Source organism: Telluribacter roseus, from assembly GCF_017355915.2.
Classification (GTDB): domain Bacteria; phylum Bacteroidota; class Bacteroidia; order Cytophagales; family Spirosomataceae; genus Telluribacter.
Genome location: NZ_JAFEUV020000011.1, coordinates 197,215 through 220,636 on the forward strand (window position 1 = coordinate 197,215; position 23,422 = coordinate 220,636).

At 51.2% G+C, this 23,422-nt stretch carries 20 protein-coding genes; 15 read left to right on the plus strand and 5 right to left on the minus strand.

The window, feature by feature from the left end:
• Positions 1 to 13 precede the first annotated feature (13 nt).
• The 4 genes from JTN23_RS19320 to JTN23_RS19335 all read left to right on the plus strand — a co-directional run bounded on the left by JTN23_RS19320 (position 14) and on the right by JTN23_RS19335 (position 3,797).
• On the plus strand, positions 14 to 700 hold the full coding sequence (locus JTN23_RS19320) for a hypothetical protein (protein WP_247236673.1): 687 nt from the start codon (positions 14 to 16) through the stop codon (positions 698 to 700).
• A gap of 196 nt (positions 701 to 896) precedes the next feature.
• Positions 897 to 1,619, plus strand: a complete 723-nt coding sequence (locus JTN23_RS19325; RefSeq protein ID WP_247236674.1) for a hypothetical protein — start codon at positions 897 to 899, stop codon at positions 1,617 to 1,619.
• Between the two features lie 281 nt (positions 1,620 to 1,900).
• Positions 1,901 to 2,164 (plus strand): hypothetical protein, encoded by a 264-nt coding sequence (locus JTN23_RS19330; RefSeq protein WP_247236675.1) that lies wholly within the window; start codon positions 1,901 to 1,903, stop codon positions 2,162 to 2,164.
• A 199-nt stretch (positions 2,165 to 2,363) separates the two neighbouring features.
• Entirely contained in the window at positions 2,364 to 3,797 is a 1,434-nt protein-coding gene (locus JTN23_RS19335) for a pyridoxal phosphate-dependent decarboxylase family protein (RefSeq protein WP_247236676.1), read from the plus strand.
• A 10-nt stretch (positions 3,798 to 3,807) separates the two neighbouring features.
• Here the strand turns inward: JTN23_RS19335 and JTN23_RS19340 are convergent, their stop codons facing one another.
• A complete protein-coding gene (locus JTN23_RS19340; protein ID WP_247236677.1) occupies positions 3,808 to 4,707 on the minus strand; it encodes a LysR family transcriptional regulator in 900 nt (299 codons plus the stop codon).
• Positions 4,708 to 4,891: 184 nt separating this feature from the next.
• Here JTN23_RS19340 and JTN23_RS19345 point away from each other — a divergent pair, with 184 nt between their 5' ends.
• The 9 genes from JTN23_RS19345 to JTN23_RS19385 all read left to right on the plus strand — a co-directional run bounded on the left by JTN23_RS19345 (position 4,892) and on the right by JTN23_RS19385 (position 17,362).
• Positions 4,892 to 6,700, plus strand: a complete 1,809-nt coding sequence (locus tag JTN23_RS19345) for an acyl-CoA dehydrogenase (RefSeq protein ID WP_247236678.1) — start codon at positions 4,892 to 4,894, stop codon at positions 6,698 to 6,700.
• Between the two features lie 9 nt (positions 6,701 to 6,709).
• On the plus strand, positions 6,710 to 8,068 hold the full coding sequence (locus JTN23_RS19350; RefSeq protein WP_247236679.1) for a spinster family MFS transporter: 1,359 nt from the start codon (positions 6,710 to 6,712) through the stop codon (positions 8,066 to 8,068).
• Positions 8,069 to 8,102: 34 nt separating this feature from the next.
• Entirely contained in the window at positions 8,103 to 9,710 is a 1,608-nt protein-coding gene (locus JTN23_RS19355; protein ID WP_247236680.1) for a DUF1593 domain-containing protein, read from the plus strand.
• 48 nt (positions 9,711 to 9,758) lie between these two features.
• Entirely contained in the window at positions 9,759 to 10,556 is a 798-nt protein-coding gene (locus JTN23_RS19360; protein WP_247236681.1) for a crotonase/enoyl-CoA hydratase family protein, read from the plus strand.
• Positions 10,553 to 12,409 (plus strand): feruloyl-CoA synthase, encoded by a 1,857-nt coding sequence (locus JTN23_RS19365; protein WP_247236682.1) that lies wholly within the window; start codon positions 10,553 to 10,555, stop codon positions 12,407 to 12,409. The genes JTN23_RS19360 and JTN23_RS19365 overlap by 4 nt, the downstream gene beginning before the upstream one ends.
• A 14-nt stretch (positions 12,410 to 12,423) precedes the next feature.
• Positions 12,424 to 13,542: an alpha/beta hydrolase family protein gene (locus JTN23_RS19370; RefSeq protein ID WP_247236683.1), complete on the plus strand. Its 1,119-nt coding sequence runs from the start codon at positions 12,424 to 12,426 to the stop codon at positions 13,540 to 13,542.
• Positions 13,543 to 13,592: 50 nt separating this feature from the next.
• Complete coding sequence (locus JTN23_RS19375) at positions 13,593 to 14,708, plus strand: 5-methyltetrahydropteroyltriglutamate--homocysteine S-methyltransferase (RefSeq protein ID WP_247236684.1); 1,116 nt, start codon at positions 13,593 to 13,595, stop codon at positions 14,706 to 14,708.
• Positions 14,709 to 14,871: 163 nt separating this feature from the next.
• Positions 14,872 to 15,738 carry an amidohydrolase family protein gene (locus JTN23_RS19380; RefSeq protein WP_247236685.1) on the plus strand — a complete coding sequence of 289 codons (867 nt, stop codon included), beginning with the start codon at positions 14,872 to 14,874 and terminating at the stop codon, positions 15,736 to 15,738.
• Between the two features lie 283 nt (positions 15,739 to 16,021).
• On the plus strand, positions 16,022 to 17,362 hold the full coding sequence (locus JTN23_RS19385; protein WP_247236686.1) for an MFS transporter: 1,341 nt from the start codon (positions 16,022 to 16,024) through the stop codon (positions 17,360 to 17,362).
• 90 nt (positions 17,363 to 17,452) lie between these two features.
• Here the strand turns inward: JTN23_RS19385 and madM are convergent, their stop codons facing one another.
• Genes madM through JTN23_RS19405 form a run of 4 tightly spaced genes read right to left on the minus strand, consistent with a single transcriptional unit; the run spans position 17,453 to position 21,026 of the window.
• On the minus strand, positions 17,453 to 18,217 hold the full coding sequence (gene madM / locus JTN23_RS19390; protein WP_247236687.1) for a malonate transporter subunit MadM: 765 nt from the start codon (positions 18,215 to 18,217) through the stop codon (positions 17,453 to 17,455).
• Positions 18,192 to 18,587, minus strand: a complete 396-nt coding sequence (gene madL, locus JTN23_RS19395; RefSeq protein WP_247236688.1) for a malonate transporter subunit MadL — start codon at positions 18,585 to 18,587, stop codon at positions 18,192 to 18,194. The genes madM and madL overlap by 26 nt, the downstream gene beginning before the upstream one ends.
• 12 nt (positions 18,588 to 18,599) lie before the next feature.
• Positions 18,600 to 20,090: an acyl-CoA synthetase gene (locus JTN23_RS19400; RefSeq protein ID WP_247236689.1), complete on the minus strand. Its 1,491-nt coding sequence runs from the start codon at positions 20,088 to 20,090 to the stop codon at positions 18,600 to 18,602.
• A gap of 51 nt (positions 20,091 to 20,141) precedes the next feature.
• Positions 20,142 to 21,026, minus strand: coding sequence for a helix-turn-helix domain-containing protein (locus tag JTN23_RS19405; protein WP_247236690.1), 885 nt, complete (start codon positions 21,024 to 21,026; stop codon positions 20,142 to 20,144).
• Positions 21,027 to 21,245: 219 nt separating this feature from the next.
• Here JTN23_RS19405 and JTN23_RS19410 point away from each other — a divergent pair, with 219 nt between their 5' ends.
• Both JTN23_RS19410 and pcaD read left to right on the plus strand, forming a co-directional pair.
• Positions 21,246 to 22,424, plus strand: a complete 1,179-nt coding sequence (locus tag JTN23_RS19410; RefSeq protein WP_247236691.1) for a 4-hydroxybenzoate 3-monooxygenase — start codon at positions 21,246 to 21,248, stop codon at positions 22,422 to 22,424.
• 2 nt (positions 22,425 to 22,426) lie between these two features.
• Positions 22,427 to 23,206: a 3-oxoadipate enol-lactonase gene (gene pcaD / locus JTN23_RS19415; RefSeq protein WP_247236692.1), complete on the plus strand. Its 780-nt coding sequence runs from the start codon at positions 22,427 to 22,429 to the stop codon at positions 23,204 to 23,206.
• The last annotated feature ends 216 nt before the right edge of the window (positions 23,207 to 23,422 follow it).

Genomic DNA, 23,422 nt, shown 5'->3' on the forward strand with positions numbered 1-23,422 from the left:
ACTATATACACTTATGAAAATATTACTAATAATCAGCATTGTAGTATCTCTTACAGTGCAGTTGATGGGTACTTTTATTGGCGCAATCTATGCAGTCTGGTTTTTAATGCTGCTGGTAGCATTGATAGGTACTTTTGAAGATAATAAGTTGAGCTGGCTATTGTCTTCGATACTTCTGCTGCTGCTTATGCACCCATTAATCCAGGACCCAAGTGATTCTAAATATTCAATAGGCATAATTCTGGCGGTGGTATTATCTATACTATATGTGAATATTTCACAAAGGGTACATCATATGCGCACCCAGGAAGAGCATGATCATCACGATACATTGTTTAGTTTTAGCGTTGATGAGATATCGTATCTTATAAATAATAATAATCCCACCTTATTCAGTAACGACGAATCAGAAGAGTTAGCAGAGTACACCAAAGAAATAGAGACCGGAAAAATGGATTTCTCTACTCTAAGGGGAATTACTATTTTCTGTGCAATATGTGTCTCCATTTATATATTCCACAATGGTGTAGGCCTGGGTATACTAGGGCCATTACTTATGATTCTGGTGCTGAGCTTGTTTACCTATATCATCCATACCTGTAATAACTCGTATTCAAAAGATTACAATCTTATTTATATGCAATTGATGGAAGAAGCCAAGCAACGGGCTTCCCAATTTATTCATAGCAAAAAGAGATAAGAAGCTTCGGCTTTTTGATCCCTTTCCAGGATAATACTCAGGTACAGAATCAGTGGAATCATCTTGAAGTGGCAGATAAATAAACCCAGGGCAAAAATCCAGACTATATCCCACACCAAAACTCCTGCTAATGCAGGAATAACTTTTGTGGCTAGTGCTGAACGTAGTTCATCAGTACATGTAAGCACTTTAATGTATGGTCTCTGTTTCAGCAATAGCCGCCCTGGTACTGGCACTCACCCACCTGCTCTCCGAACGGCTGAAGTTTACCTCCATCCCCCGCAGTAAGTGGTTATCCTTTGGCGGAGGAGTGTCGGTAGCCTATATATTCGTCCATCTACTACCGGAGCTGGCAGCGGGCCAGGAGGTGCTGCAGGATCAGGTTCTTAATTTTCTGGAACACCATATTTACCTGATTGCCCTGTTTGGTCTGGCTTTCTACTACGGTCTGGAAAAAGCCGCCAAGCAATCGGCGCAATCAAACCGGGATGAGGAGGAAACCGAGATGGCCACACACAACCTGAATGTTTTCTGGCTACACATTGCTTCCTTTTCCTTTTATAATGCAATAATTGGATACTTGCTGGTCCAGCGTGACGAAAACGTAGCGTCTCTGGTCTGGTTTACGGTGGCAATGGCTTTTCATTTCATGGTAAATGACTATGCCCTCGCTGAGCATTACCACTCCGCCTACCGCCGCCAGGGCCGCTGGGTCATCACGTTTTCTATTGTAGCCGGTTGGATGATAGGTATACTTACCGAAGTTCCGGAAGAGTGGATTGTGGTACTATTTGCTTTCATAGCCGGAAGTACCATCCTGAACGTTCTGAAAGAGGAACTGCCCGAAGAACGAAAGAGCAATTTCTGGGCATTCAGTACGGGTGTATTGCTGTATTCGGTGCTTTTGTTACTTATTTAAGCGAGAGGGTAAGTCTCTATCAAAAATGGTGGTTGCGGATCCCCCCCCTACTGCTGTCTGGAAAGGTGTACTACCAGCAGTAGTATAGTTATAGATAGTTTCTACTTCATACAATGTATATAAAATGAGTACTCATGTAGTTACTTCCGTTCCTGAAGTAGCTCAGGAAGCTTAAAAACCCGTACCACCCCATCCCTCTTTGCCCGTTTTCATTGAAGACAGGTAGCCTAAACCTTTTGGATAAGGACAGGTTGTATAAGCAGGAATTAACTTCATTGACTATGGACACTACCAATAAAGACAATCAGGAGCAGGGAAAGCAGAGTGAAGCCAGGACTGACGCCACCTACGATAGAAATGCGGAGGAGCTAAAAAATAGTAGTACTACGGTTCAGGGTAATTCATCGTTTATAGGCAATGTGGGTACCGGTGGTACCGGACTTGTCACCGACAATATGGACAGTACACGCGAAGAAGAGGAAATAGATAACAATGCCAAGAAGAACTTGGGCGGAGCAGGAGCTACTGAAGAGTCAGAAGACTAATTGAGTTAAGCATATACCAACAAAGCACGGCCGGTATACCGGCCGTGCTTTGTTGGTATATAGTGTAATTGCATACTAGAAATTCAGATAGCTTGATTCACATACTCCTGTACCTGCAAATTTGGTCAAAATAACTGGTGTCTACTGTTATTACAGGTTACTTCCCGCTTACTTTGCAAGTAAAACTGAGCAACTATTCATGGAAAATATAATGGATCAGGCTTACTCCGCCGATGACTTCCGACGTCAGGGGCATGCCTTGATTGATATGCTGGCCGATTATCTGGAAAAGACTACTTCCGGAGCTGGTAAGACCATCGATTGGAAACCGCCGGGCGATCAGCTGGCGTACTGGCAGTTAGGTTCCCTACAACCATTGACCCAGCCACTGGCCCTGTTTCAGGAAGCCATCGAACGGTCCATTCATCTGCACAGCCCGCGGTACATGGGTCACCAGACTACCCCTCCCTTACCGGTCACGGTGCTGTCGTCGGCGGTATCGGCCCTGCTGAACCAGGGACAGGCGGTATACGAAATGGGCATGGTAGGTAATTCGCTCGAAAAGATCATGTCGGAGTACCTGGCCCAAACGCTCGGCTTTGGTAAGGAAGCGTCCGGTATTATGACATCAGGTGGATCATTGGGGAATTTGACGGCCTTGCTGGCAGCCCGAGCGGCGGTCAGTAATGTATGGAACGAAGGCCATCAGGAGGGACAGCGGTGGGCGGTACTGGTGTCGGAAGAAGCGCATTACTGCATAGACCGCGCCACCCGCATCATGGGTCTGGGTACCGAAGGTATTATCAAAGTACCCGTTAATGAGCGGTACCAGATGCGCACCGACCTGCTGGAGCCCTACTACCAGCAGGTTAGGGCCGAAGGAAAGCAGGTACTGTGTGTAGTAGGCTGTGCCTGCACTACCTCCACCGGCTCCTACGATGATCTGGAAGCCATTGCGGCCTTCTGTCAGAAGTACAACCTGTGGTTCCATGTAGATGGGGCCCACGGCGCTCCGGCCGCCTTTTCGCCCCAATACAAGCATCTGGTCAAAGGGATTGAGCAGGCGGATTCGGTGGTAGTGGACTACCACAAAATGATGATGACCCCCTCACTCTCTACGGCGGTTATCTTCAAACGAGGCAGCAACTCGTACAAGACATTCGCCCAGCGGGCCCAGTACCTGTGGGCGGAGCAGCCAGGGGAAGAAGAATGGTACAACGGCGGGAAGAGAACCCTTGAGTGTACCAAAAACATGTCCATCCTGAACGTGTACACCATCCTCTGTACCTACGGCGAAGAAATTTTTAAGGAGAATATAGAGCGGCTGTACGGACTGGCTACAACATTTTCCGCCCAGGTCAGAGCCAATCCTGCCTTTGAACTGGCTTACGAGCCGGAGTGCAACATCGTGTGTTTCCGGTACCGGACGGATGGGGACCCGAATAGGCTCAATCAACAGATCAGACAACTGCTGCTGGAAGAGGGGGACTTCTTCATTGTACAAACCACCCTGAAAGGACAAACCTATCTGCGGGTATCCCTGATGAACCCGCTTACTACCGAACGGGAGCTGCAGGAATTACTGGAAACTATTGAGCAGAAAGCTGCTTTTCTGCAGGCACCCCCAGCCTAGCCCAATTACCTTACCCAATTGTATTTACAACGGCCTTCACCAGCGGAGACAGTTGCCTTTTGCGCCAGGCTATGGCATGATTCACTTCTATTTCCGTGGGTGAAGCGCCGCTTCTGAGTACCTTTCTGGCCACCAGCCCAGGCTCTTTGCTGAGGTCGAAGAGGGAGGGCATAAAGGCAATGCCAATATCCAGACTCACCAGACTACAGAGCATCTCGTGGGATGAAACCTCCTGCACGATGTGACTCTCCCGGCTAAATCCCGCTTTCTGACATAGCCGCTCGATGTAGTCATAGAAGGGATGAAGAGGTTTATTGATAACCACCCATTTCTGGTCTTTCAACTCTTCCAGCAGGATATGATCGGCCGTTGCCAGCGGATGGTGTTCCGAGAGGATTACGCTGAGGTAGTCATTTTTGTACACCTGCGAGGCCAACGCCTCGTCTTTGAGGGGTAGCAGCATCATCCCCAGATCTATCTTTTGTTCCAGCAGGCCATCCTGTACACTTTCTACCGTAGGGTACTCAATGATCTTCACCTCTACCTCCGGAAAATGGCGCGCTATTGTATGAATGATCTCTACGATCCACTCCCGAAAAGCCAATTTAAAGAAGCCTACTCGTAATTCATTCTTGCGCTGCCCCAGGCTGCGGGCATTTTCCAGAGCCATTTCGCTTTGCTTCAGTATCGCAACAACATCTATCAGAAATTGCTCCCCCACCTCCGTTAGCTCCACTTTTCGTTGTTTAAGTCGCAGAGTCCGTACAAACAGGTCCACTCCAATCTCTTCTTCGAGGAGTTGTATCTGCTGGCTAAGCGCCGACTGGGATATAAATAACTTCTCCGCCGCCCGGCCAAAATGCAGTTCGCGGGCTACTTCTACAAAATAGCGCAGTTGCCGTAGTTCCATACAGCAATTTCCAATAAGTTATACTAATTACCAAATTAGAAAATAGAATTAGATTTCTAAGGGATAAAATATCATTTTTGAGAGCAACAGGAAGCGCCATCTATACTATTGGAGTGTACCAAAGAGGTAAGATCTGATTTCCTCTCTCCTTTAGGGAAGAGTGTAATCATGAAAATTAAAACGTATGGCAATCAAATGTTTTTCCCGCGATCACCTCCGCTTTGTACTGTATGAGGTACTGGGTATGGAGGACGTCACAGCGCATGAGTACTTCAGAGCGCACGGACGGGAAACCTTCGACATGATCCTTGATGCTGCCGCGGAACTAGCTGAGGAATACCTACAACCCGCCTACGTGCCCGCCGATCGTGAGGAGCCTCAGTTGGTAGACGGACAGGTTAAGGTGCATCCCCTGGTGCACAGGTTCTATCATGCCTATGCCGAATCAGGTTTAATGGCGGCTACCTTTCCCCTCCAGTGGGACGGGCAGCAACTACCCCGCACCATAGCTGCCTCCGTTCAGTACATACTTTCCTCGGCCAATAACAGCTTCGTGATGTTCACCGATCTGGTAAAGGGTGTCGCTAATGTCCTGCTTCAGTTTGGTAATGAGGAACAGAAGTCCTTCTATCTACCCAAACTCCTGTCGGGGCAGTGGGCAGCTACCATGTGCCTTACAGAAAGCCAGGCGGGTAGTTCGTTGTCGGATATTACTACAACGGCCATACCGGCCGGGGAAGGTCTCTATCATATCAGGGGACAAAAGATATTTATATCAGCCGGTGATCAGGATATTACCGAAAATATAGTACACCTGGTGCTGGCCCGGATAGAAGGAGCACCGGCGGGTGTCAAGGGTATATCGCTCTTTATAGTACCCAAGAAGCGGCAAGACGAAGCAGGTACGCTGGTACTCAATGGCGTAGAATCCATCGGAATATACCACAAGATGGGGCAAAAGGCCACTCCGGCCATGCACCTGGAGTTTGGCGGCGCGGGTACCTGCGTCGGCTACCTGCTCGGCGAAGCCAACCGGGGCCTGCAGTACATGTTTCAGCTCATGAACAGCGCCCGGCTGGAGGTGGGTCTGGCGGGGGTGTCGGTCGCCTCCCTGGCCTACGCTACTTCGCTGCAATACGCCAGAGAGCGGGTACAGGGCAGAAGGGCCAACGCCAAAGATCCCAATACCCCTCCGGTACCCATTATTCAGCATCCAGATGTACGGAGGATGCTGCTGATTCAAAAGGCCATTACCGAAGGTACCCTGGCTCTTATCCTCCAGTGCTACAAGTACCTGGATCTCCTGAAAGTTGTTGAGGAATCACAGAAACAGCACTACCTGGACCTGCTGGAACTACTGACCCCGGTGGCTAAAACCTACGGATCGGAGGAGGGGAATCGCTCGGTGTACCAGGCCCTGCAGGTACTGGGTGGCTATGGATACACGACTGACTTCCCCGTGGAGCAGATGGCACGGGACGCCCGGATCTTTCCGGTATACGAAGGTACCACCGGCATCCAATCCATTGCCCTGTTGGGCCGGCAGATCCCCCAGAACCATGCGCAGGCCGTAGACCTGTGGAGCGAGCAGGTAATGCCAGACATACGGATTGCCAATGAATCTGAAGCCTTACAACCCTATGCCGATCAACTCAACCAGTCCATCGCGGCCTGGAAGTCAGTAACGGGTCTGCTCCTTAGGGTGCGGGAGGAAAAGGGGAATGAAGCCTTCCTGGCCGATGCTACCCTGTACATGCAGCTATTCGGTATCCTTAACGTGGCCTGGCAGTGGCTCCGGATGGGTACAGTGGCCGAAAAAGCGTTAGCCGGAGGGGAAGCCGCAGGAGAAAAGAAACCCTTCTACCGGTCCAAAATACATACTATGAAGTTCTACTTCACCCATGAACTAACGAGGTGTAAAGTACTTTGCGAGCAGCTTACGACTGAGGAGGGGCTATCTCTATTCAATCCGGAGGAAGACATACTTATCTGATACGTACCCATGAAGCAGACGTTAACCCTACCCCTGGAAAAGGCCCAGGAACCTTCCCTGAAATACGGCTGGTACGTAGTCTTTCTACTAACACTGGCCAACATTTCCTCTTTTATCGACCGGCAGATCCTCAGCCTGCTGGTAGTACCTATCAAGCGGGACTTAGGGTTGTCTGACTTTAAGATGAGTCTGCTGATGGGGTTAAGCTTTGCTCTGTTTTATACCCTGTTCGGCGTCATCATCGGTCGGTTGGCCGACCGGTACAGTCGCCGCAATATCATTATGGGTGGCGTAGCGTTGTGGAGCCTAATGACGATACTTTGCGGAGGCATCCGGAGTTACTCGCAGTTCTTTATGGCCCGCATGGGCGTAGGTGTGGGCGAAGCGACCCTATCGCCCTCTGCCTATTCGATGATTGCTGATTACTTTCCTAAAAACCGTCTGGCTACGGCACTCAGTATCTTTTCGTCGGGTATATTCTTAGGCTCTGGTATAGCTCTGCTGATCGGAGCCGGTATTATTGCTACACTCCCAACGGAGGGACGGGTGTATGTACCTCTGCTCGGCTCGCTGTACCCCTGGCAGCTCCTGTTTGTGTACATCGGGCTACCGGGCCTCATCCTTTCCGCACTCATGTTGACGGTAAAGGAGCCGGTCCGCAAAAACCTCCTGAAAAAGGAAGGCAAAACCGTAGAAGTAAGTATTCCGGAAGCTCTCAACATCATATTCAAACACAAGTGGGCCTACCTGTCCATCTGCTTCGGACTGGCTTTTTCGGCCCTGATCAACTACGGGTGCAGTGCCTGGGTACCTACGTATCTGGTGCGCACCTACGGCTGGAGCACGCCGCAGGCCGGTTTGGGCTTTGGGATAGTACTTGTAGTAGCTTCAGGACTGGGAGTCTTTTGGGGTGGCTGGTACGCCGACCGGCTGGTACGAATGGGATATACTGATGGTCGCCTCCGCGTGGGGTTGATCTCCCTGGTAGCCGTCGTGCTTACCTGCTTTGCTCCCCTCATGAATAGTCCGATCCTGGCCCTGGCCATCCTGTTTATCCCCTGCTTCTTCCTCGCGTCCAACATTGGAGCGGCCGCCTCGGCCGTGCAGGAACTGATGCCGAATCAGGTAAGGGTGCTGGCCTCCGCCATCTTTCTCTTTATTCTCAACCTGATTGGACTAGGACTAGGACCTACCACCGTGGCCATATTCACTGACTTTGTTTTTCAGGACGAGGGGGCTATACGGTACTCTCTGACGCTACTCCTATTGATAGGGGGAGTAGTGGGTGCGCTAAGCTTCTGGACAGGTCTGAAACCTTACCGGCAGGCCATTGAAAACAACAAGGGGCAGCTAACTGATGAGAACTGAACCATACACATTAATTTTCAAAAGGCTTTACCTAATGAGCGTGCGTCAACATAAGTACTATATTCCTTTTGGGCTGTTTGGGATTGGACTACTTCTAGTACTTCTTTTACCCAACCGTTCAAGCGCCCAATCTTCCCAAAAACAGGCACGGCCGCGCATAGTCGTGACGGCGGATCCCGAACTTGACGATAATAACTCACTGATCCGTTTTCTGCTCTACAGCAGCGACCTGAACATAGAAGGACTCATCTACGCCAGTAGCCAATTTCACTGGAAAGGAGACGGAAAGGGTACCAAATGGTTTGTGCAGGGACGGGAGTATAGCCGTTTCGGTTTAGATCTATGTCCATGTGAATCGTGGCGCTGGGCCAAAGACGAACGTTTTATTCATAATGCGGTCGATGCGTATGCAAAAGTGTATCCAAACCTGAAAGTGCATAACCCGGCCTACCCGGCACCGGATGTACTACGATCTAAAATCAAATATGGGAATATTGAATTTGATGGTGACTATTCAAAAGATACACCGGGCTCTGATCTGATCAAATCGCTGATGCTGGATGATAAGCCGGGACCTCTGTTCCTTACCGCCTGGGGAGGTCATAGTACCATTGCCCGGGCGCTCAAATCCATTCAGGAGCAGTATGAGTACACCACCCAATGGGAAGTAGTCAAAAATAAAATCTCGCGTAAGGTAGTCCTGCTTCCTTCCGGTGATCAGGATGATACCTATGCCAACTACATCAAGCCCAACTGGCCGGATATCGAGTACCGGCAGTTCAGAGGCGGCCCCAACTATGGCTATGGGGCGCAACTACGGGCTACCCCGGAGAATGCTGTGTACCTGACTTCGTCATGGATGAAGGAAAACGTATCGGATCGTGGTCCTCTTGGAACCATTTACCGGGTGTGGGGGGATGGAAAACAAATGGTAAAAGGCGATAAACTTGATTATTTTGGCCTATCGGGCTACACTAACGATCAGCTAAAACAAATGGGCTATGCGGTATGGATGCCTGTCCAGGAAAAAGGCTCCTGGTTAGGCGAAGGGGATAACCATACATTTATGAACATGCTCAGTAATGGTCTGCGTGCCTACGAAGCAAGTTCGTACGGAGGTTGGGGTGGCCGTCAGGTACCTGAACAGGAAACCCCGAATATATTTTCACAGCCTGCTGATACATCCGCTCAGGCCATGGTAGCAGCCCTCAGCTCAAATCCAGTGAATAAAAAGGCCAATGAACCAGCCTACCCCAATTTTTTTCCGGCAGCTCAGCAGGATTTTGCGGCCCGTATGAAATGGTCGGTAACCCCTACGTACGCCAATGCCAATCATGAACCTATTGTACAAGTGGAAGGGCCTCTGAGCTTTATGGCTGCTGCCGGAGATAAAGTACGGTTACACGGAGCCGTTTCGGATCCGGATGGGGATCAGGTTTCACTCAGATGGTGGCAGTTCCAGACAGGAAGTTATCCCGGTAAGGTCGTCATCACAAATCCTGATTCAAAACAAACGGAGGTACAGATTCCCAGCGATGCCGTGGCCGGCCAAACGATTCATCTGGTCCTGGAAGGGACAGACCATGGTACACCTGCTCTTACGAGGTACCAGCGGGTAATTGTTACGGTCAGGAATAAATAATTGCCCCTTGAAAAACAGTTTGTACTATCTGACTCCTGAACGCTACTCATGAACAATACTTCTAACCTAAGCACCCTCTCCGAAACCCTTCTGCTCGAGACCGTGGGTGAAATACTCATTGTGCGGATCAGCCGCCCGGAGAAACGGAATGCCCTGAACGACGAAACCATACTTAGTCTGGAAAAGCTGTTTTCCAATATCCCCGACGGCATCAAGTGCGTGGTGATACACGGAGAGGGCAACCATTTCAGTGCCGGGCTGGATTTGTCGGAGCTGAAAGAAAGGGATGTGGTGGAAGGTATCTTCCATTCACGTATGTGGCACCATGCACTGGATAAAGTGCAGTTTGGTAAAGTACCGGTGGTGGCTGTGCTGCACGGTGCCGTGGTAGGCGGAGGACTGGAGCTGGCCAGCGCTGCTCACATTCGGGTAGCCGAGCCTTCTGCCTTTTATGCCTTACCCGAAGGCCAACGCGGTATATTCGTGGGAGGTGGTGCTTCGGTACGTATACCCAAGTTGATCGGTATGGCGCGCATGCAGGACATGATGTTTACCGGTAGAGTGTATACGGCGGAGGAGGGCTACAGCATCGGCCTGTCGCAGTACCTGGTGGAAGAGGGGCAGGGGCTTGAAAAAGCCATGGAACTTGCGCGTAAGATTAGCTCCAATGCCGGCATGACCAACTACGCCCTGATGCACGTACTGCCCCGCATTACGGAATCGTCGCAGGAGCAGGGACTGATGATGGAATCACTGGTAGCGGCCATTGCGCAAAGTGCACCTGAGGCGAAGGAACGCCTCCGGCTGTTTCTGGAAGGAAAAGCTAAAAAAGTAGGAGAAGCATGATGCTGAAAGACGACATACAAGCCACGCCTTACCGGAAGATCCCTTTTGGCGAAGTGTCCATTGAAGGGAGCACCCGGGAGGACGGCACTATCCTGCTGAAGTCACGGGTACCCTTACAGCCCCACCCCACCCGGATGACCGAGCGACTGCTGCACTGGGCCGGGGTGTGGCCTGATAAGGTATTCATCGGGCAGCGCGATAGGGAGGGACAGTGGCGTACCCTCACCTACCGGCAGACGCTGGAGCAGGTCCGACGGATCGCCCAGTACCTGCTCCGGGCGAATGTCTCCCCTATGCGTCCCATTGCTATACTCTCGGAGAATAGCATTGAGCACGGGTTGCTGGCGCTGGCGGCCCTGCACGTGGGTATTCCCTGCTCGTCCATTACGCCCGCCTATTCCCTGCGCTCAACGGATTTCCAGAAGCTCCGGCACGTCATGGACCTGCTTACCCCGGGTATGCTGTTCGTTTCGGATGGAAAGAAGTACGAGAAGGCACTGAAAGCAGTTGCCAAAGGTACTGAGGTAGTAGTAGTGTCAAATCCAGCAGAACTGCCGGCAACACTTTTTCAGGACCTTTTAACAACTACCCCAACCCATGCCGTTGATGAAGCATTCAACTACATTGGACCCGATACCATTGCCAAAGTACTTTTTACTTCCGGCTCCACCGGCCTACCCAAAGGGGTGATCAACACGCATGGAAACATCTGCACCAACTGGCAGCAGATCACCCAGACCTTCCCCTTCATGGCCGAAGAGTTCGAGATCATTGACTGGCTCCCCTGGAACCATACCTTTGGGGGCAACCACAATTTAGGGCTCACGTTGTATAACGGAGGTACCCTATACCTGGACGAGGGGAATCCTACCCCAACTGGAATCAAGACCACGGTAGCTAATCTTCATGCGATTTCACCCACCATCTACTTCAATGTACCGAAGGGATTTGGTGAGCTGGTGGAGTACCTGCGGAGGGATCGGGGGCTCCGGGAGAAGTTTTTCAGCCGGGTGAAGCTGCTCTTCTATGCGGGTGCCGGTATGCCCCAGCACGTGTGGGATGCTCTGGAGCAGCTAGCGCTGGATACTGTAGGTGAGCGCATCATCATCAGTACCGGTCTGGGCTGCACCGAGTCCAGTCCCTCGGCCCTTTTCTCCACCCGTCCCGACGGCTTTGCCGGATTGCTGGGACTACCCGTACCGGGTCTGGAACTTAAACTGGTACCGGTAGATGGCAAACTGGAAGCTCGCTTCAGGGGAGGCAACGTCACGCCGGGGTACTGGCGTAATGAAGAAGCGACCCGTAAAGCCTACGATGAGGAGGGATTTTACAAGACCGGTGACGCCCTCAAATTTGTAGATCCGGACGATGTATATAAAGGACTCTTGTTCGACGGCCGACTGGCCGAGGACTTCAAGCTGGATACAGGTACCTGGGTCAACGTCGGCACGCTACGATCAGCCCTGCTGGCCGCGGGCAACGGTTTGATCCAAGACGTGGTTATTACCGGCCACGATCGGGAGTACGTCGGGGCGCTGGTGTTCCCGGAGGTAGAGGCCTGCAAGGCCAGCTTCGGACTTACGGGGGATGCGGATGTACGCGAAATCGCAGCCAGTACGCAATTACAACAAACGATGCAGCAGCTCCTGGATAGTCTGAGCCAAACCAGTACCGGTAGCGCTACCCTTATAAAACGAGTTCTGCTCGCTGACTTCACCCTTTCTATGGATGCCGGTGAATTGACCGATAAGGGATCCGTTAATCAGAAGCAGGTGCTAAAAAACCATCCGGAAGCGGTGGCGCTACTCTATCAACCTGAGCTCAATCTCCTTGTCATTGAAGCCAATACCTGATTTCGAAAGTACCTATGAAAACAACTATTCTACTTACTTTAACTTTTGCATTACTTACCGGCTGGGCAGTAGCTCAGCCGGCCAAGATTGATTCAGGTACGATCAACGGGGCCAGGTACAAGATCATGTTCCCTCCCAACTGGAAAAATAAGCTGGTGATGTACGCCCACGGCTATGAGTTCATGCATTCTCCCTCGGCCATTGACAACCCTAACTTTGCCCAACGAATGGCTCCCTTTCTGGAACGGGGCTATGCCGTGGCCGCCTCTGCCTACCGACAGCAGGGTTACGCCCTGCCCGAGGGCATCGAGGATACCGAAGCACTCCGCAACCATTTTGTTACCAAGTACGGCAAGCCCGACACTACCTACATGGCCGGTGAATCCATGGGAGGAGGGGTCTCCCTGGGTACTATGGAAAACTTCGCGGCGAACTACCAGGGAGCCTTGCCCCTCTGCCCGCTTTCGAGCCGGCCTTACATTCAGACTCGCAAAGAGTTTGACCTGCTGGCCGTATTCAATGTACTTTTTCCGGGGCTGACCTCGTCACTTTCAGATATTGTGAATAACAGCGCTAATACACAGCCGCAGCCCATGAATCAGGTCTTTGCCAAGGTGCCCCCGATTCAGAATGGATTGATGAAAGACTCGCTGGCGGCCATGCAGCTGGCTCGGCTGTTTGATCTGAAGCTCAAGGATCTTCCTTTTGCGGTCCTCTTTGGTGAAATGGTACTTCGGGACCTGATCAGAAAATCCGGAGGAAACCCTTTCGACAATACCAATACCCTGTACAGCGGCTTCCCCGACGACTGGATGGTCAATCAGAAAGTGGAACGTTTTGCCGCTTCCCGTAAATCGTACGATTATCTGCAACGCTACGACCGTACGGGTGACATTGCCCGGCCGGTGGTGATCCTGCATACTACCTACGACCAGCTGATCCCTGCTGAGTTGGCCGTTACTAATTATGAAAATATGGTCAGACAACGAAACAAGGAGCAGTTTATGGTAGTAAAGTACACCAATGGTCAGGGGCACTGCCAGTTTACGCCCCGGCAGACCGGAACAGCCTTTGATACGTTGCGCCAGTGGGTTTCGACGGGCAAACGTCCCCAACCCGGCCCTATTGAATAAATAGAAATAACATAAATAAACAGTAATCAACCTACCTAACAAAAGCGTATATGTACAAAATCAAACCCCCGTTCAGAGCCGATCACGTTGGTAGCCTTCTTCGTACTCCCGAAGTAAAGGAGAGCCGTATGAAATGGAAGAGGGGCGAAATCACAGCGGAAGAACTACGGGCTATTGAAGATAAAGCCATTGCCGATACGGTAAAGAAGCTGGAGTCAACCGGGATGAAGTCCATTACCGACGGGGAGTTCCGCCGGGACTATTTCCACCTGGACTTCCTCAAAGAGCTGGCCGGTGTAACGGTAACCGGAGGCATTGAAGCCAATCCCAATGCAAAGGCCGCCGAAGATGGTTTTACGCCCCCCAAGGTGAGCGTAACGGGTAAGCTCCAACACGTAAAGGACATACAGGTGGATGACTTCAACTACCTCAAGCAGGTAGCTACCTATACCCCGAAGGTAACGATTCCCTCTCCCACCATGATCCACTTCCGGGGGGGACGCAAATCCATCGACATCAATTCCTATCCTGATATGGATGAGTTCTTCCACGACCTCAGCCAGAGTTACCGCCAGGAGATTGACGCGCTATACCAGGCGGGTTGCCGGTACATACAGTTGGACGACACCAACCTGGCTTACCTCTGCGACCCCAAGATGCGGGCCGCCGCTCAGGAGCGGGGGGAAGATCCCAACGAACTACCCCGCACCTACGCGGCCCTGATCAACTCGGTCATAGATGGTCGTCCGGATGACCTGACGGTAGGCATTCACCTCTGCCGGGGCAACTACCGCAGTACCTGGTTTGCGGAGGGTGGCTACGAGCCGGTAGCCGAGGTACTCTTCAACAACATCAACGTAGACGCCTACTTCCTGGAATACGACGACGAACGCAGCGGCGATTTTGCTCCGCTTCGCTTTGTACCTAACAATAAAGTAGTGGTACTGGGTATTGTATCATCCAAAAGCCGGGAACTGGAGAACCCCGATGACCTGCGTAAACGCATCGACGAAGCCGCGCAGTACATGCCTCTGGAGAACCTGTGCATCAGCCCCCAGTGCGGATTCAGCAGTACCCACCATGGCAATGACATGAGCCACGATGATCAGTGGAGAAAGATCGAACTGGTAGTCAATACCGCCCAAAAAGTGTGGGGCGAGAGTTAATCTGCCCCAGATCCACTAGCAGCGATTGTCACCTTTCGTGATCTCTGGCCCCGGGTACTTCCTTAGGAGGTTGTTGTCCCGGTGGCCGGAGTCGCTGTTTATACTGAATTCATAAAAAAGAAGTAGTTCTCTACTCCTCTTAAATACCCTATCTTTTGTCCTGATGAATCTAGATGAGATTGTAGCGATCGATGTACATACGCACGCGGAGGTATCCTGTACCCAGCCCCACGACGATTACCGCCCCGAATTTGACGAAGCCTTTGCTAAGTACTTCAAGTCCACCCACCGGCCTACCATTCAGGAAACGGTCGACTACTACCGGAGCATCCGGATGGCGCTGGTCATGTTTACGGTGGATGCCGAGTATGAACTGGGCCGCCGCCGTATACCTAATGAGGAAGTAGCCGAGGCCGCCCTGGCCAATCCGGATGTAATGATTGCTTTTGCCAGCATAGATCCGCACAAGGGACGGATGGGCGCCCGCGAAGCCCGGCGGCTCATTGAAGAGTTTGGGGTAAAAGGATTCAAGTTTCACCCTACGGTGCAGGGCTTCTACCCCAACGATCGGATGGCGTACCATCTCTACGAAGAAATCGCCGCCGCCGGACTGCCCATGCTGTTTCATAGCGGCCACTCGGGGTTTGGGAGTGGAGTACGGGGGGGCGGTGGTCTCAGGCTTGCTTATTCCAACCCTATCTACCTGGACGATGTAGCCATTGATTTTCCGGATGTACCCATTATCATCGCGCACCCGTCATGGCCCTGGCAGGACGAGGCCCTGAGCGTTTGCCTGCACAAGCCCAACGTGTACATTGATCTGTCGGGATGGAGCCCCAAGTACTTCCCTCCCCAGCTGGTGCAGTACGCCAATACCCAGCTCAAACACAAAATGCTGTTTGGTACCGACTTCCCGCTGATCACGCCCGAGCGGTGGATGAAAGATTTTGAACAGGCGGGATTCAAGGAAGAAGTAAAGCCGCTGATCCTGAAAGAAAATGCAATCCGAATGCTGAACCTAAAAAAATGAATAGAGTGTAGAGGGAAGGGATGCAGAAATGTCGTCGTATACAATAATCACAAATTATTCTTCATCCCTTACCATTCACTCATGCAACTAAACGTATTGTATCAACCGCATCTTAAGAAAGCAGGGAGCCTCATTAGCGAAGCTTTACCTATTCGGCACCTCTAATTCAAGCCCATTCCTACTCAACCAGTCAGTGTCCTACTTATTCAGCATGGGATATATAAGTATACTGGCAGAAAGTTGAGCTTCTTTAAGAAATAGAAAGCTTAGATACATTCCTAAGATGAACCCAACCTACAAGACAACACCCCTTTCCTCCCCTTCCTACGCGGATATTAAGGGGATCATAGACAACCGGAGCCTGAGCTGGCTACAGTACACTACCATCTTTGTCTGCTTTCTGATGAATATGCTGGACGGTATGGATGTACTGATTATCTCCTACACCGCCCCCTCCATTGCCAGCGAATGGGCCATCAGCTCCGAAATGTTAGGAATGGTATTCAGTGCCGGGGTAATGGGTATGGCCGTCGGGGCCATGTTTCTGGCTCCCAAAACCGATATTATCGGACGCAAATCCATGATCCTGATCTGTGCGGTGCTGATGGGAGGGAGTATATTCGCTACCGCCTACGCCCAGTCCATCACACAGCTAAGTATTTTTCGGTTTATTAGTGGATTAGGCATTGGTTCCATGCTGGCCAGTACATCGGCACTGGCTTCCGAATATGCTCCCAATCGTACAAAGGATTTCTGGGTAAGTCTAGTTATCAGTGGCTATCCGATGGGAGCCTTTCTGTCCGGTTTGGTGGCAGCCGAGGTTATCCCTACCTACGGCTGGCGTACCATGTATATAGTGGCCGGTATTGCCTCAGTAGTCACCATCCCCCTGATCTATTTCATGCTGGCCGAGTCACTGGACTTCCTCTTCAAGACCCGACCCAAAAACGCACTACAAAAATGTAATCATATCATGGGAAAGATGGGGCTGGATCACCTGTCGCAAATGCCCGAGGTAAAGCTTGAAGCTCGCAAAGCATCGTCATTCAGTTCCCTATTCACCGATGGCCGAAAAACAGGAACCATTGGTTTGTGGGTAGCCTTCTTTATGTCTTTTGTTACCCTCTACTTCCTGACCAGCTGGATACCCAAGCTGGCCGCCAGTACCGGACTTAGCCTTGAGCTGGCCATCTATTCCGGAACGGTGTTCAACATGGGTTCTTTTGCCGGTATCCTTACGCAGGGGTACCTGTCCGGGAAGTTTGGATTGCGCAAAGTAATAGGTACTTTCCTGATCATGACCGCTCTGCTGATGTTCACCTTCAGTGCCTTCTCCGGATCGGTACTGGTACTGGTCCTGTTCGGCCTGATCGGCTTCTGTATCCAAGGTGGATTTGTGGGCCTGTATTCCGTTGCTGCCCGGATGTACCCTACCGAAGTACGTACTACCGGTATTGGCTGGGCCATCGGGGCCGGTCGTATTGGTGCCCTGGTGGGACCACTCCTGGGTGGAGTACTCATAGGAATGAATGTCTCAACCACTACTAACTTCATCCTTTTTGCCATACCTGCCATAGTAGCCGGAATAGCCACCTACGTAATCAGATCAAAGGATGTGAGCTAGGGGAAGAAATGCTCTTAGAATTGAGCTTTGCAGAAATTCCTTAAATATCCTGAAGCGGACTACCTAATCCATAGGTAGTCCGCTTCATTTTTAGGCAGGAAAGAGCAAACGCATAAACAGGTATAGTAAGGACGGGCAGATCAGACAGCCCAATCCGGTATAGAAAGTAGCGGTCAGGGCGCCGTAGGGTACCAGTTTGGGATCAGTAGCCGCCAGTCCGGCTGATACGCCACTTGTAGTCCCCATCAATCCACCAAACACCATGGCTGAATGGGGATTGTTCAGGCCGATACTCGGGGCAATGAAGGGAGTGGCGATGGTGATAAATATGGCCTTCACTACACCCGCCGCTATGCTGAGTGCCATTACATCCGAACTGGCTCCAATGGCCGCGCCCGTCACGGGACCTACTATGTAGGTACAGGCACCGGCACCAATAGTAGTCAGGCTAACGGCGTCGGTATAGCCCCAGAGTAGAGCCACGGCCACCCCACCCATGAAGGAGAGGAATACGCCGATCAGGAGGGAAAGGGCTCCTACCCAACCTGTCTGCTTCATGACCAGGAAGCTGGCTCCCATAGCCGTCGACACGATGGCAAAATCACGGAACATAGAGCCTCCCATCATACCAAAGCCCGAAAAGAGCTTCAGATCGGCGACTCCCTTTTCACCGCCCGAGTAGATTCCCCCCAGGTAAGCCAGTACCAGTCCGATCAGAATGGCAATGGCCGAGGCCGGGATCTTCCGGTTGGTGAGCCGGATGGAAAGGATGGTCGAGCCGTACATAATGAGTCCCACCAGCAAAAAGGCCACCACCAGCCCGTTCTTTTCAAGAAACCGGATAATAATCTCCATCCTGATCAACGGGTTTGGGTTTGGAAAGCCGGGTAAGCAGCGGAACGGTAGCCAGACATAGCAGCACCGGAACTATACCGGCCAGCAGGGCTATAAAGCCACTCGATACGGCTACCTTTACGTTCTGCACAGCCGACATGGCCACCACGATGGGTATGTACATCTGGCTCCAGAAGAGGATACCTCCCTCGGTCAGTTTGTCCAGGTGATCTCTTTTAATAAGCCAGTCATTCAGCAGTATCAGCAGCAGCATCGCGAAGCCTACGCCTCCCACATTGGCATCTATGCCGATGAGTTGCCCCAGTAGTTCACCCGCCAGTTGCCCCGTGACATAACAGAATGCCAGGATGGCTACACCATAAATAATCATATCTGGGAGTGGTTAAGCCGGTTGAAAAAGTGGTTTCAGGTCATTCTTGGTGACTTTACCCATAGCGTTACGGGGGAGCTCCTCCACGACCCGGTACTGCCGGGGTAGTTTGTAGCCGGGTATCCGTTCGCGCAGCCAACCGTTGATATCTGCCGTAGTCACGGCATCATCTTTCAGGACGAGTACGGCTGCTACCAGTTCGCCCCACTCTTCATTAGGTATACCTACCACACTACAATCACTAATCGTTGGATGAGTACGTAGTACTTCTTCAATTTCCAGAGCCGATATCTTGTACCCCCCCGATTTGATGATATCAATGGAGTCGCGGCCCAAGATGCGGTAGTAGCCCTCTTCCACTACGGCTATATCACCCGTACGGAACCAGCCGTCGGGTGTGAAGGCCTTATCAGTAGCTTCGGGGCGTTTCCAGTATTCCAGAAAGACGTTGTCGCCTTTCACCTGTATCTCGCCGGGTTGCCCTTCGGGTACTACGACATTTTCCTCGTCAACCAGACGTACGCTTACCCCCGGCAGGGGTTGACCAATGTACCCCACACGACGGTCCCCTTCGTAGGGATTGCTGATGCCCATACCTATCTCGGTCATGCCGTACCTTTCGAGTAGTGTATGGTCGCTGATCGTTTTCCACTTTTCCATCACCGAAGCCGGCAGAGCCGCTGAGCCCGACACCATAAGCCTGAACCCGGCCAGTGTCTCCGAAATAGTCTGCTGCTCATCCGCCGGTAGCCCCTCCCAGTAGGAAATAAGCTTGAAGTAAATAGTAGGCACCGCCATGAACACATTAACCCGGCTACTCATGAATACATCAAATACAGCTTCTGCCGAAAAGTTGGGCAGAAACTCCACCGTAGCTCCAGCCCATAACGCACACGACACCACGTTGATGATCCCATGTACATGGTGCAGCGGCAGCACGCAGAGGGTATGATCGGCGGATGTCCATTGCCAGGCATCCACCAGGGTAGATATCTGCGTCTCAAGGTTGCCATGGGTCGTTACTACCCCTTTGGGCAGGCTGGTGGTCCCGCTCGTGTACAGGATCATAGCCCGGCGGCTCCTGTCTAGTTGGGGTAGTTGTATCGGCGAGGCGCGACTCTCCTCCTGCCCCAGTATGATAAACCGGAAGCCTTTTTCTTCGGCTAAGGTGGCCAGTACCGCCGCATAGGTTTCATCCGCCACCACAACCTGTGCCCCGGTATCTTCAATGACATACCTGAGCGAGGGAAGTGGATACGATAGCGCCAGCGGAACGGCAATACCACCGGCCCGCCAGATGCCCCATTGTACCCGCACATAGTCAAAGCCCGGTGTCACCATAAAGGCCACGCGAGCCTCATTCAGATCTGCAGCTCCGCCGAGCAGTTGGCTTGCCAGGGCTTCCGAGGCATCAAGTAGTTGTTGGTAGGTGTACGATTGTCCGTTAGAAATAATAGCCGTCTGCTCCTGATTTCGGCTGGTAGTATGGAGGAGTTGTTGCATGTAAAAGGGTGATTGGTAAAGCTATGAGTACTACTTGGAAAGAAGGATGATTTATTTTTCTGTTAACTCTCTGAACTGCCTCGGCGATACACCTGATTGCTTGCTGAAGAAGCGGGAGAAGTAGGCCGGATCCTCGAAGTTGAGACGGTAGGCTACTTCCGAAATACTATATTCGGTATGCTGCAGGTACTTCTTGGCCTCCAGAAAGAAATAGTCATGTACTACCCGCAGGGCCGACTTACCTACCATCGCCTGACAGGCGCGGTTGAGGTGAACCGGGGTAATGTGCAGTTCGCGGGCATATTCTTTAATAGTTTTCCGGGGAGAGTACGACTGCTTCATACTTCGCAGAAAATTTCGGAAGTACTGGGCGCTCCGGCTATCCGCGGACACTGATTTTTCTGACTTCTCCAGGGTAAGGCGGTATATGCCACCAAGCAGCAGATGAAAGTAGCTCTGCAGCACCATCCCCTTCTCGGGCAGATCATCCTGTAGCTCTTCGTACAGCCCATAGATGGTTTGCCGGACGAGCTGGAAGAGTTTGTGCTGCCCTACTTCAGTCAGGACAAGGGTACTCCCCAACTCGGTAAGTACATGGGGGTACGGTTGGAAAAGTACCTCCATAAAGGAGGAGGAAAGAGTCAATACCATACCTCTGATATCACGGCTCACTTCCAGGCCGTGCATGATATTCTCCGGAATAGCCACGATGGACTGTGCCGAAACCCGATGCGGCTCCCCTTCAAAAGTAAAATTGACGGTTCCTGACTCAATCAGGAACACCTGAAAGAGGTGTGCGTGCAGGTGAGGCTCAATAACCCAGTTGTGCTTTGCACTTCGGTATTCAAATGATTCACAGTGCACAAAGTCCGGCACCAGCAAGTCATCTTCACCATACAGCCCGTACCGCAGGGGTTTGTTTTTGGAATATAGCATCGGCTACAAGTGGGGTAAGGCCATAAGATCAAGGCCAGCATAAACGGGTATGTAAGCAGCTTCGATGCTACTTTTTAACAAGATATGTAATTAATTACGTACGAATCAATTTATGCAGATGTTTATTTTGTCCAACTATTAAATCTATTTGTCCAAAGGGCCAACTGCGTCTGCTACTTACTTTTGAGTTATTGCAGTAGTACATGATCACAGGCCATAATGAAACACAAGACCCAGGTAGGTATCATAGGCGCAGGCCCCGCAGGTTTAACTCTGGCCCTTCTGCTCGAAAGAGCTGGAATCGGATCGGTCATAATCGAAAACCGAAGCCGCGACTATGTTGAATCAAGGGTAAGGGCCGGACTCCTGGAACAGAATACCGTCAACTTGTTTGATGAACTAGGGGTAGCGGGTCGGCTTAATAAAGAAGGATTACAGCATAAAGGAGTATACTTCAGTTTTGACTACGAACGGCAACGTATCCCCTTCGACGAGCTGACGGGTGGTCGGTGTATCACCATCTACGGGCAACAGGAAGTAATCAAAGACCTGATCAAAGCCAATCTGGAGAAGGGTACTCAGATCGAATTTGAAGCCTCTGCCACCAGCATCGAAGGCATTGACGGCACTACTCCTATAATACATTATCAGCAAAACGGGGAACAGCATTCACTGGAATGTGCCTATGTTGCGGGCTGTGATGGCTTTCATGGCATTTCGCGCAAGACTCTACCTAAGAGTACCTACCGCGAATACGTCAAAGAGTACCCCTTCAGCTGGTTAGGCATACTAGCCTATGCGCCTCCATCCACCGATGAACTTATCTACTGCTACACCGAAAGAGGCTTTTCATTACATAGCTTACGATCCGAGTCAGTCAGCCGACTATACCTGCAGGTAACAAACGACGACTCCCTGGATAACTGGTCGGATGACCGGATCTGGGATGAACTTTCCAGAAGGCTCCATACCGAAGGCTTCGTCCTGAATACCGGAGAAATTTTTGAGAAAGCCATTACACCCATGCGCAGCTTCATGATTGACAACATGCAGTACGGCCGGCTCTTTCTGGCGGGTGATGCGGCTCACATTGTACCTCCAACCGGAGGAAAAGGGCTCAACCTGGCGGTGGCAGATGTTCGGTGGCTGGCTGTTGCACTGATAGCTTCTTTCCAGACCAATAATGACGATAAGTTACAGGCTTATTCGACCAATGCGTTGAGGCGAATCTGGCGGGCGCAGGATTTCAGCAACTTCATGACGGGGCTCTTCCATAAGCAGCAGGAGCAGGGATCATTTGAATACCACCTGCAAAAAGCTAAATTTGACTATATCCGCCAGTCAAGAGCCTACGCGACGACCATCGCGGAGAATTATGTTGGATTAAAAGAAATCTAGTTGTGGAATTTATAGATATAAACGGACACGTTATACATTACCACTGGCAACCCGCCGGACTGGACCGCACCTTTGTATTTATCAACTCACTGGGTACCGATTTGCGGATCTGGATTGAAGTGGTAAAGGAACTGAAAGACTGGGGAAATATCCTCCTGTTTGACCAGCGGGGACACGGCCTGTCGGATGTAGTACCCAAAACCAGCGGACTGGATGATTACGTTGACGATGTGGAGGCTCTCCTGAATGCGCTGCGCATCGAAAAGTGCATCATCGTGGGCTTGTCCGTAGGGGGAATGATCGCGCAGGTACTGGCGAATCGTATACCGGAGCGGATCGAAAAACTGGTCTTGTGTGATACCCGGCATAAGATCGGAAACGCGCAGGTATGGAATGACCGCATCGAGGCTGTAGAAAAGGACGGTCTGGCCCGACTCTCCGAAGGCGTCATGCAGCGATGGTTTTCACAGAAATTCCGTAACGAGCAAACCACAAAAGTAGCCGGCTACTGTAACATGCTGTCGCGCACTCCCAGCCTGGGCTACATCAAAACCTGCGAAGCCATCCGCGATGCCGACCTGACCGAAGTAGCCCGAAATATCAAATTACCGACCCTTTGTATAGTAGGCTCTGAGGACAAATCGACTCCAGTAGAGGAAGTGCGAAACCTGCACGAACTTATAGAGGGCAGCCGTTTTGAGATTATACCTGATTCGGGACACATTCCCCCCGTGGATAGTCCCCAGGCCCTGATTGAGTTGATCCTGGACTTTATTCAGTAAATTTTTTCCTTAAAACCTATACTCAGTACTATAAAAGATGCCTGTGCGGACACAGGCCCCGGTGAAGAAGCCCGGTTTAACCATATATATAGGTCAGGCTTCGACCAACGGGCACCGCTGCGCTCCTTTAGACTTGCGGTGTATTGAAAGAATAGGAGTAGGTACTTACATTTAAAGAGAGAAAGGGAGCCAAAGTACACTAAGACATGCGCTCTG

What these genes read in the sequence shown, in the direction of transcription:
- JTN23_RS19370 (WP_247236683.1), top strand. Translation starts at nt 12,424, where the DNA reads ATGAAAACAACTATTCTACTTACTTTAACTTTTGCATTACTTACCGGC.
- JTN23_RS19335 (WP_247236676.1), top strand. Translation starts at nt 2,364, where the DNA reads ATGGAAAATATAATGGATCAGGCTTACTCCGCCGATGACTTCCGACGT.
- JTN23_RS19410 (WP_247236691.1), top strand. Translation starts at nt 21,246, where the DNA reads ATGAAACACAAGACCCAGGTAGGTATCATAGGCGCAGGCCCCGCAGGT.
- JTN23_RS19330 (WP_247236675.1), top strand. Translation starts at nt 1,901, where the DNA reads ATGGACACTACCAATAAAGACAATCAGGAGCAGGGAAAGCAGAGTGAA.
- JTN23_RS19345 (WP_247236678.1), top strand. Translation starts at nt 4,892, where the DNA reads ATGGCAATCAAATGTTTTTCCCGCGATCACCTCCGCTTTGTACTGTAT.
- JTN23_RS19385 (WP_247236686.1), top strand. Translation starts at nt 16,022, where the DNA reads ATGAACCCAACCTACAAGACAACACCCCTTTCCTCCCCTTCCTACGCG.
- madL (WP_247236688.1), bottom strand. Translation starts at nt 18,587, where the DNA reads ATGATTATTTATGGTGTAGCCATCCTGGCATTCTGTTATGTCACGGGG.
- JTN23_RS19340 (WP_247236677.1), bottom strand. Translation starts at nt 4,707, where the DNA reads ATGGAACTACGGCAACTGCGCTATTTTGTAGAAGTAGCCCGCGAACTG.
- madM (WP_247236687.1), bottom strand. Translation starts at nt 18,217, where the DNA reads ATGGAGATTATTATCCGGTTTCTTGAAAAGAACGGGCTGGTGGTGGCC.
- JTN23_RS19400 (WP_247236689.1), bottom strand. Translation starts at nt 20,090, where the DNA reads ATGCAACAACTCCTCCATACTACCAGCCGAAATCAGGAGCAGACGGCT.
- JTN23_RS19325 (WP_247236674.1), top strand. Translation starts at nt 897, where the DNA reads ATGGTCTCTGTTTCAGCAATAGCCGCCCTGGTACTGGCACTCACCCAC.
- JTN23_RS19375 (WP_247236684.1), top strand. Translation starts at nt 13,593, where the DNA reads ATGTACAAAATCAAACCCCCGTTCAGAGCCGATCACGTTGGTAGCCTT.
- JTN23_RS19355 (WP_247236680.1), top strand. Translation starts at nt 8,103, where the DNA reads ATGAGCGTGCGTCAACATAAGTACTATATTCCTTTTGGGCTGTTTGGG.
- JTN23_RS19365 (WP_247236682.1), top strand. Translation starts at nt 10,553, where the DNA reads ATGATGCTGAAAGACGACATACAAGCCACGCCTTACCGGAAGATCCCT.
- JTN23_RS19350 (WP_247236679.1), top strand. Translation starts at nt 6,710, where the DNA reads ATGAAGCAGACGTTAACCCTACCCCTGGAAAAGGCCCAGGAACCTTCC.
- JTN23_RS19405 (WP_247236690.1), bottom strand. Translation starts at nt 21,026, where the DNA reads ATGCTATATTCCAAAAACAAACCCCTGCGGTACGGGCTGTATGGTGAA.
- JTN23_RS19360 (WP_247236681.1), top strand. Translation starts at nt 9,759, where the DNA reads ATGAACAATACTTCTAACCTAAGCACCCTCTCCGAAACCCTTCTGCTC.
- JTN23_RS19380 (WP_247236685.1), top strand. Translation starts at nt 14,872, where the DNA reads ATGAATCTAGATGAGATTGTAGCGATCGATGTACATACGCACGCGGAG.
- JTN23_RS19320 (WP_247236673.1), top strand. Translation starts at nt 14, where the DNA reads ATGAAAATATTACTAATAATCAGCATTGTAGTATCTCTTACAGTGCAG.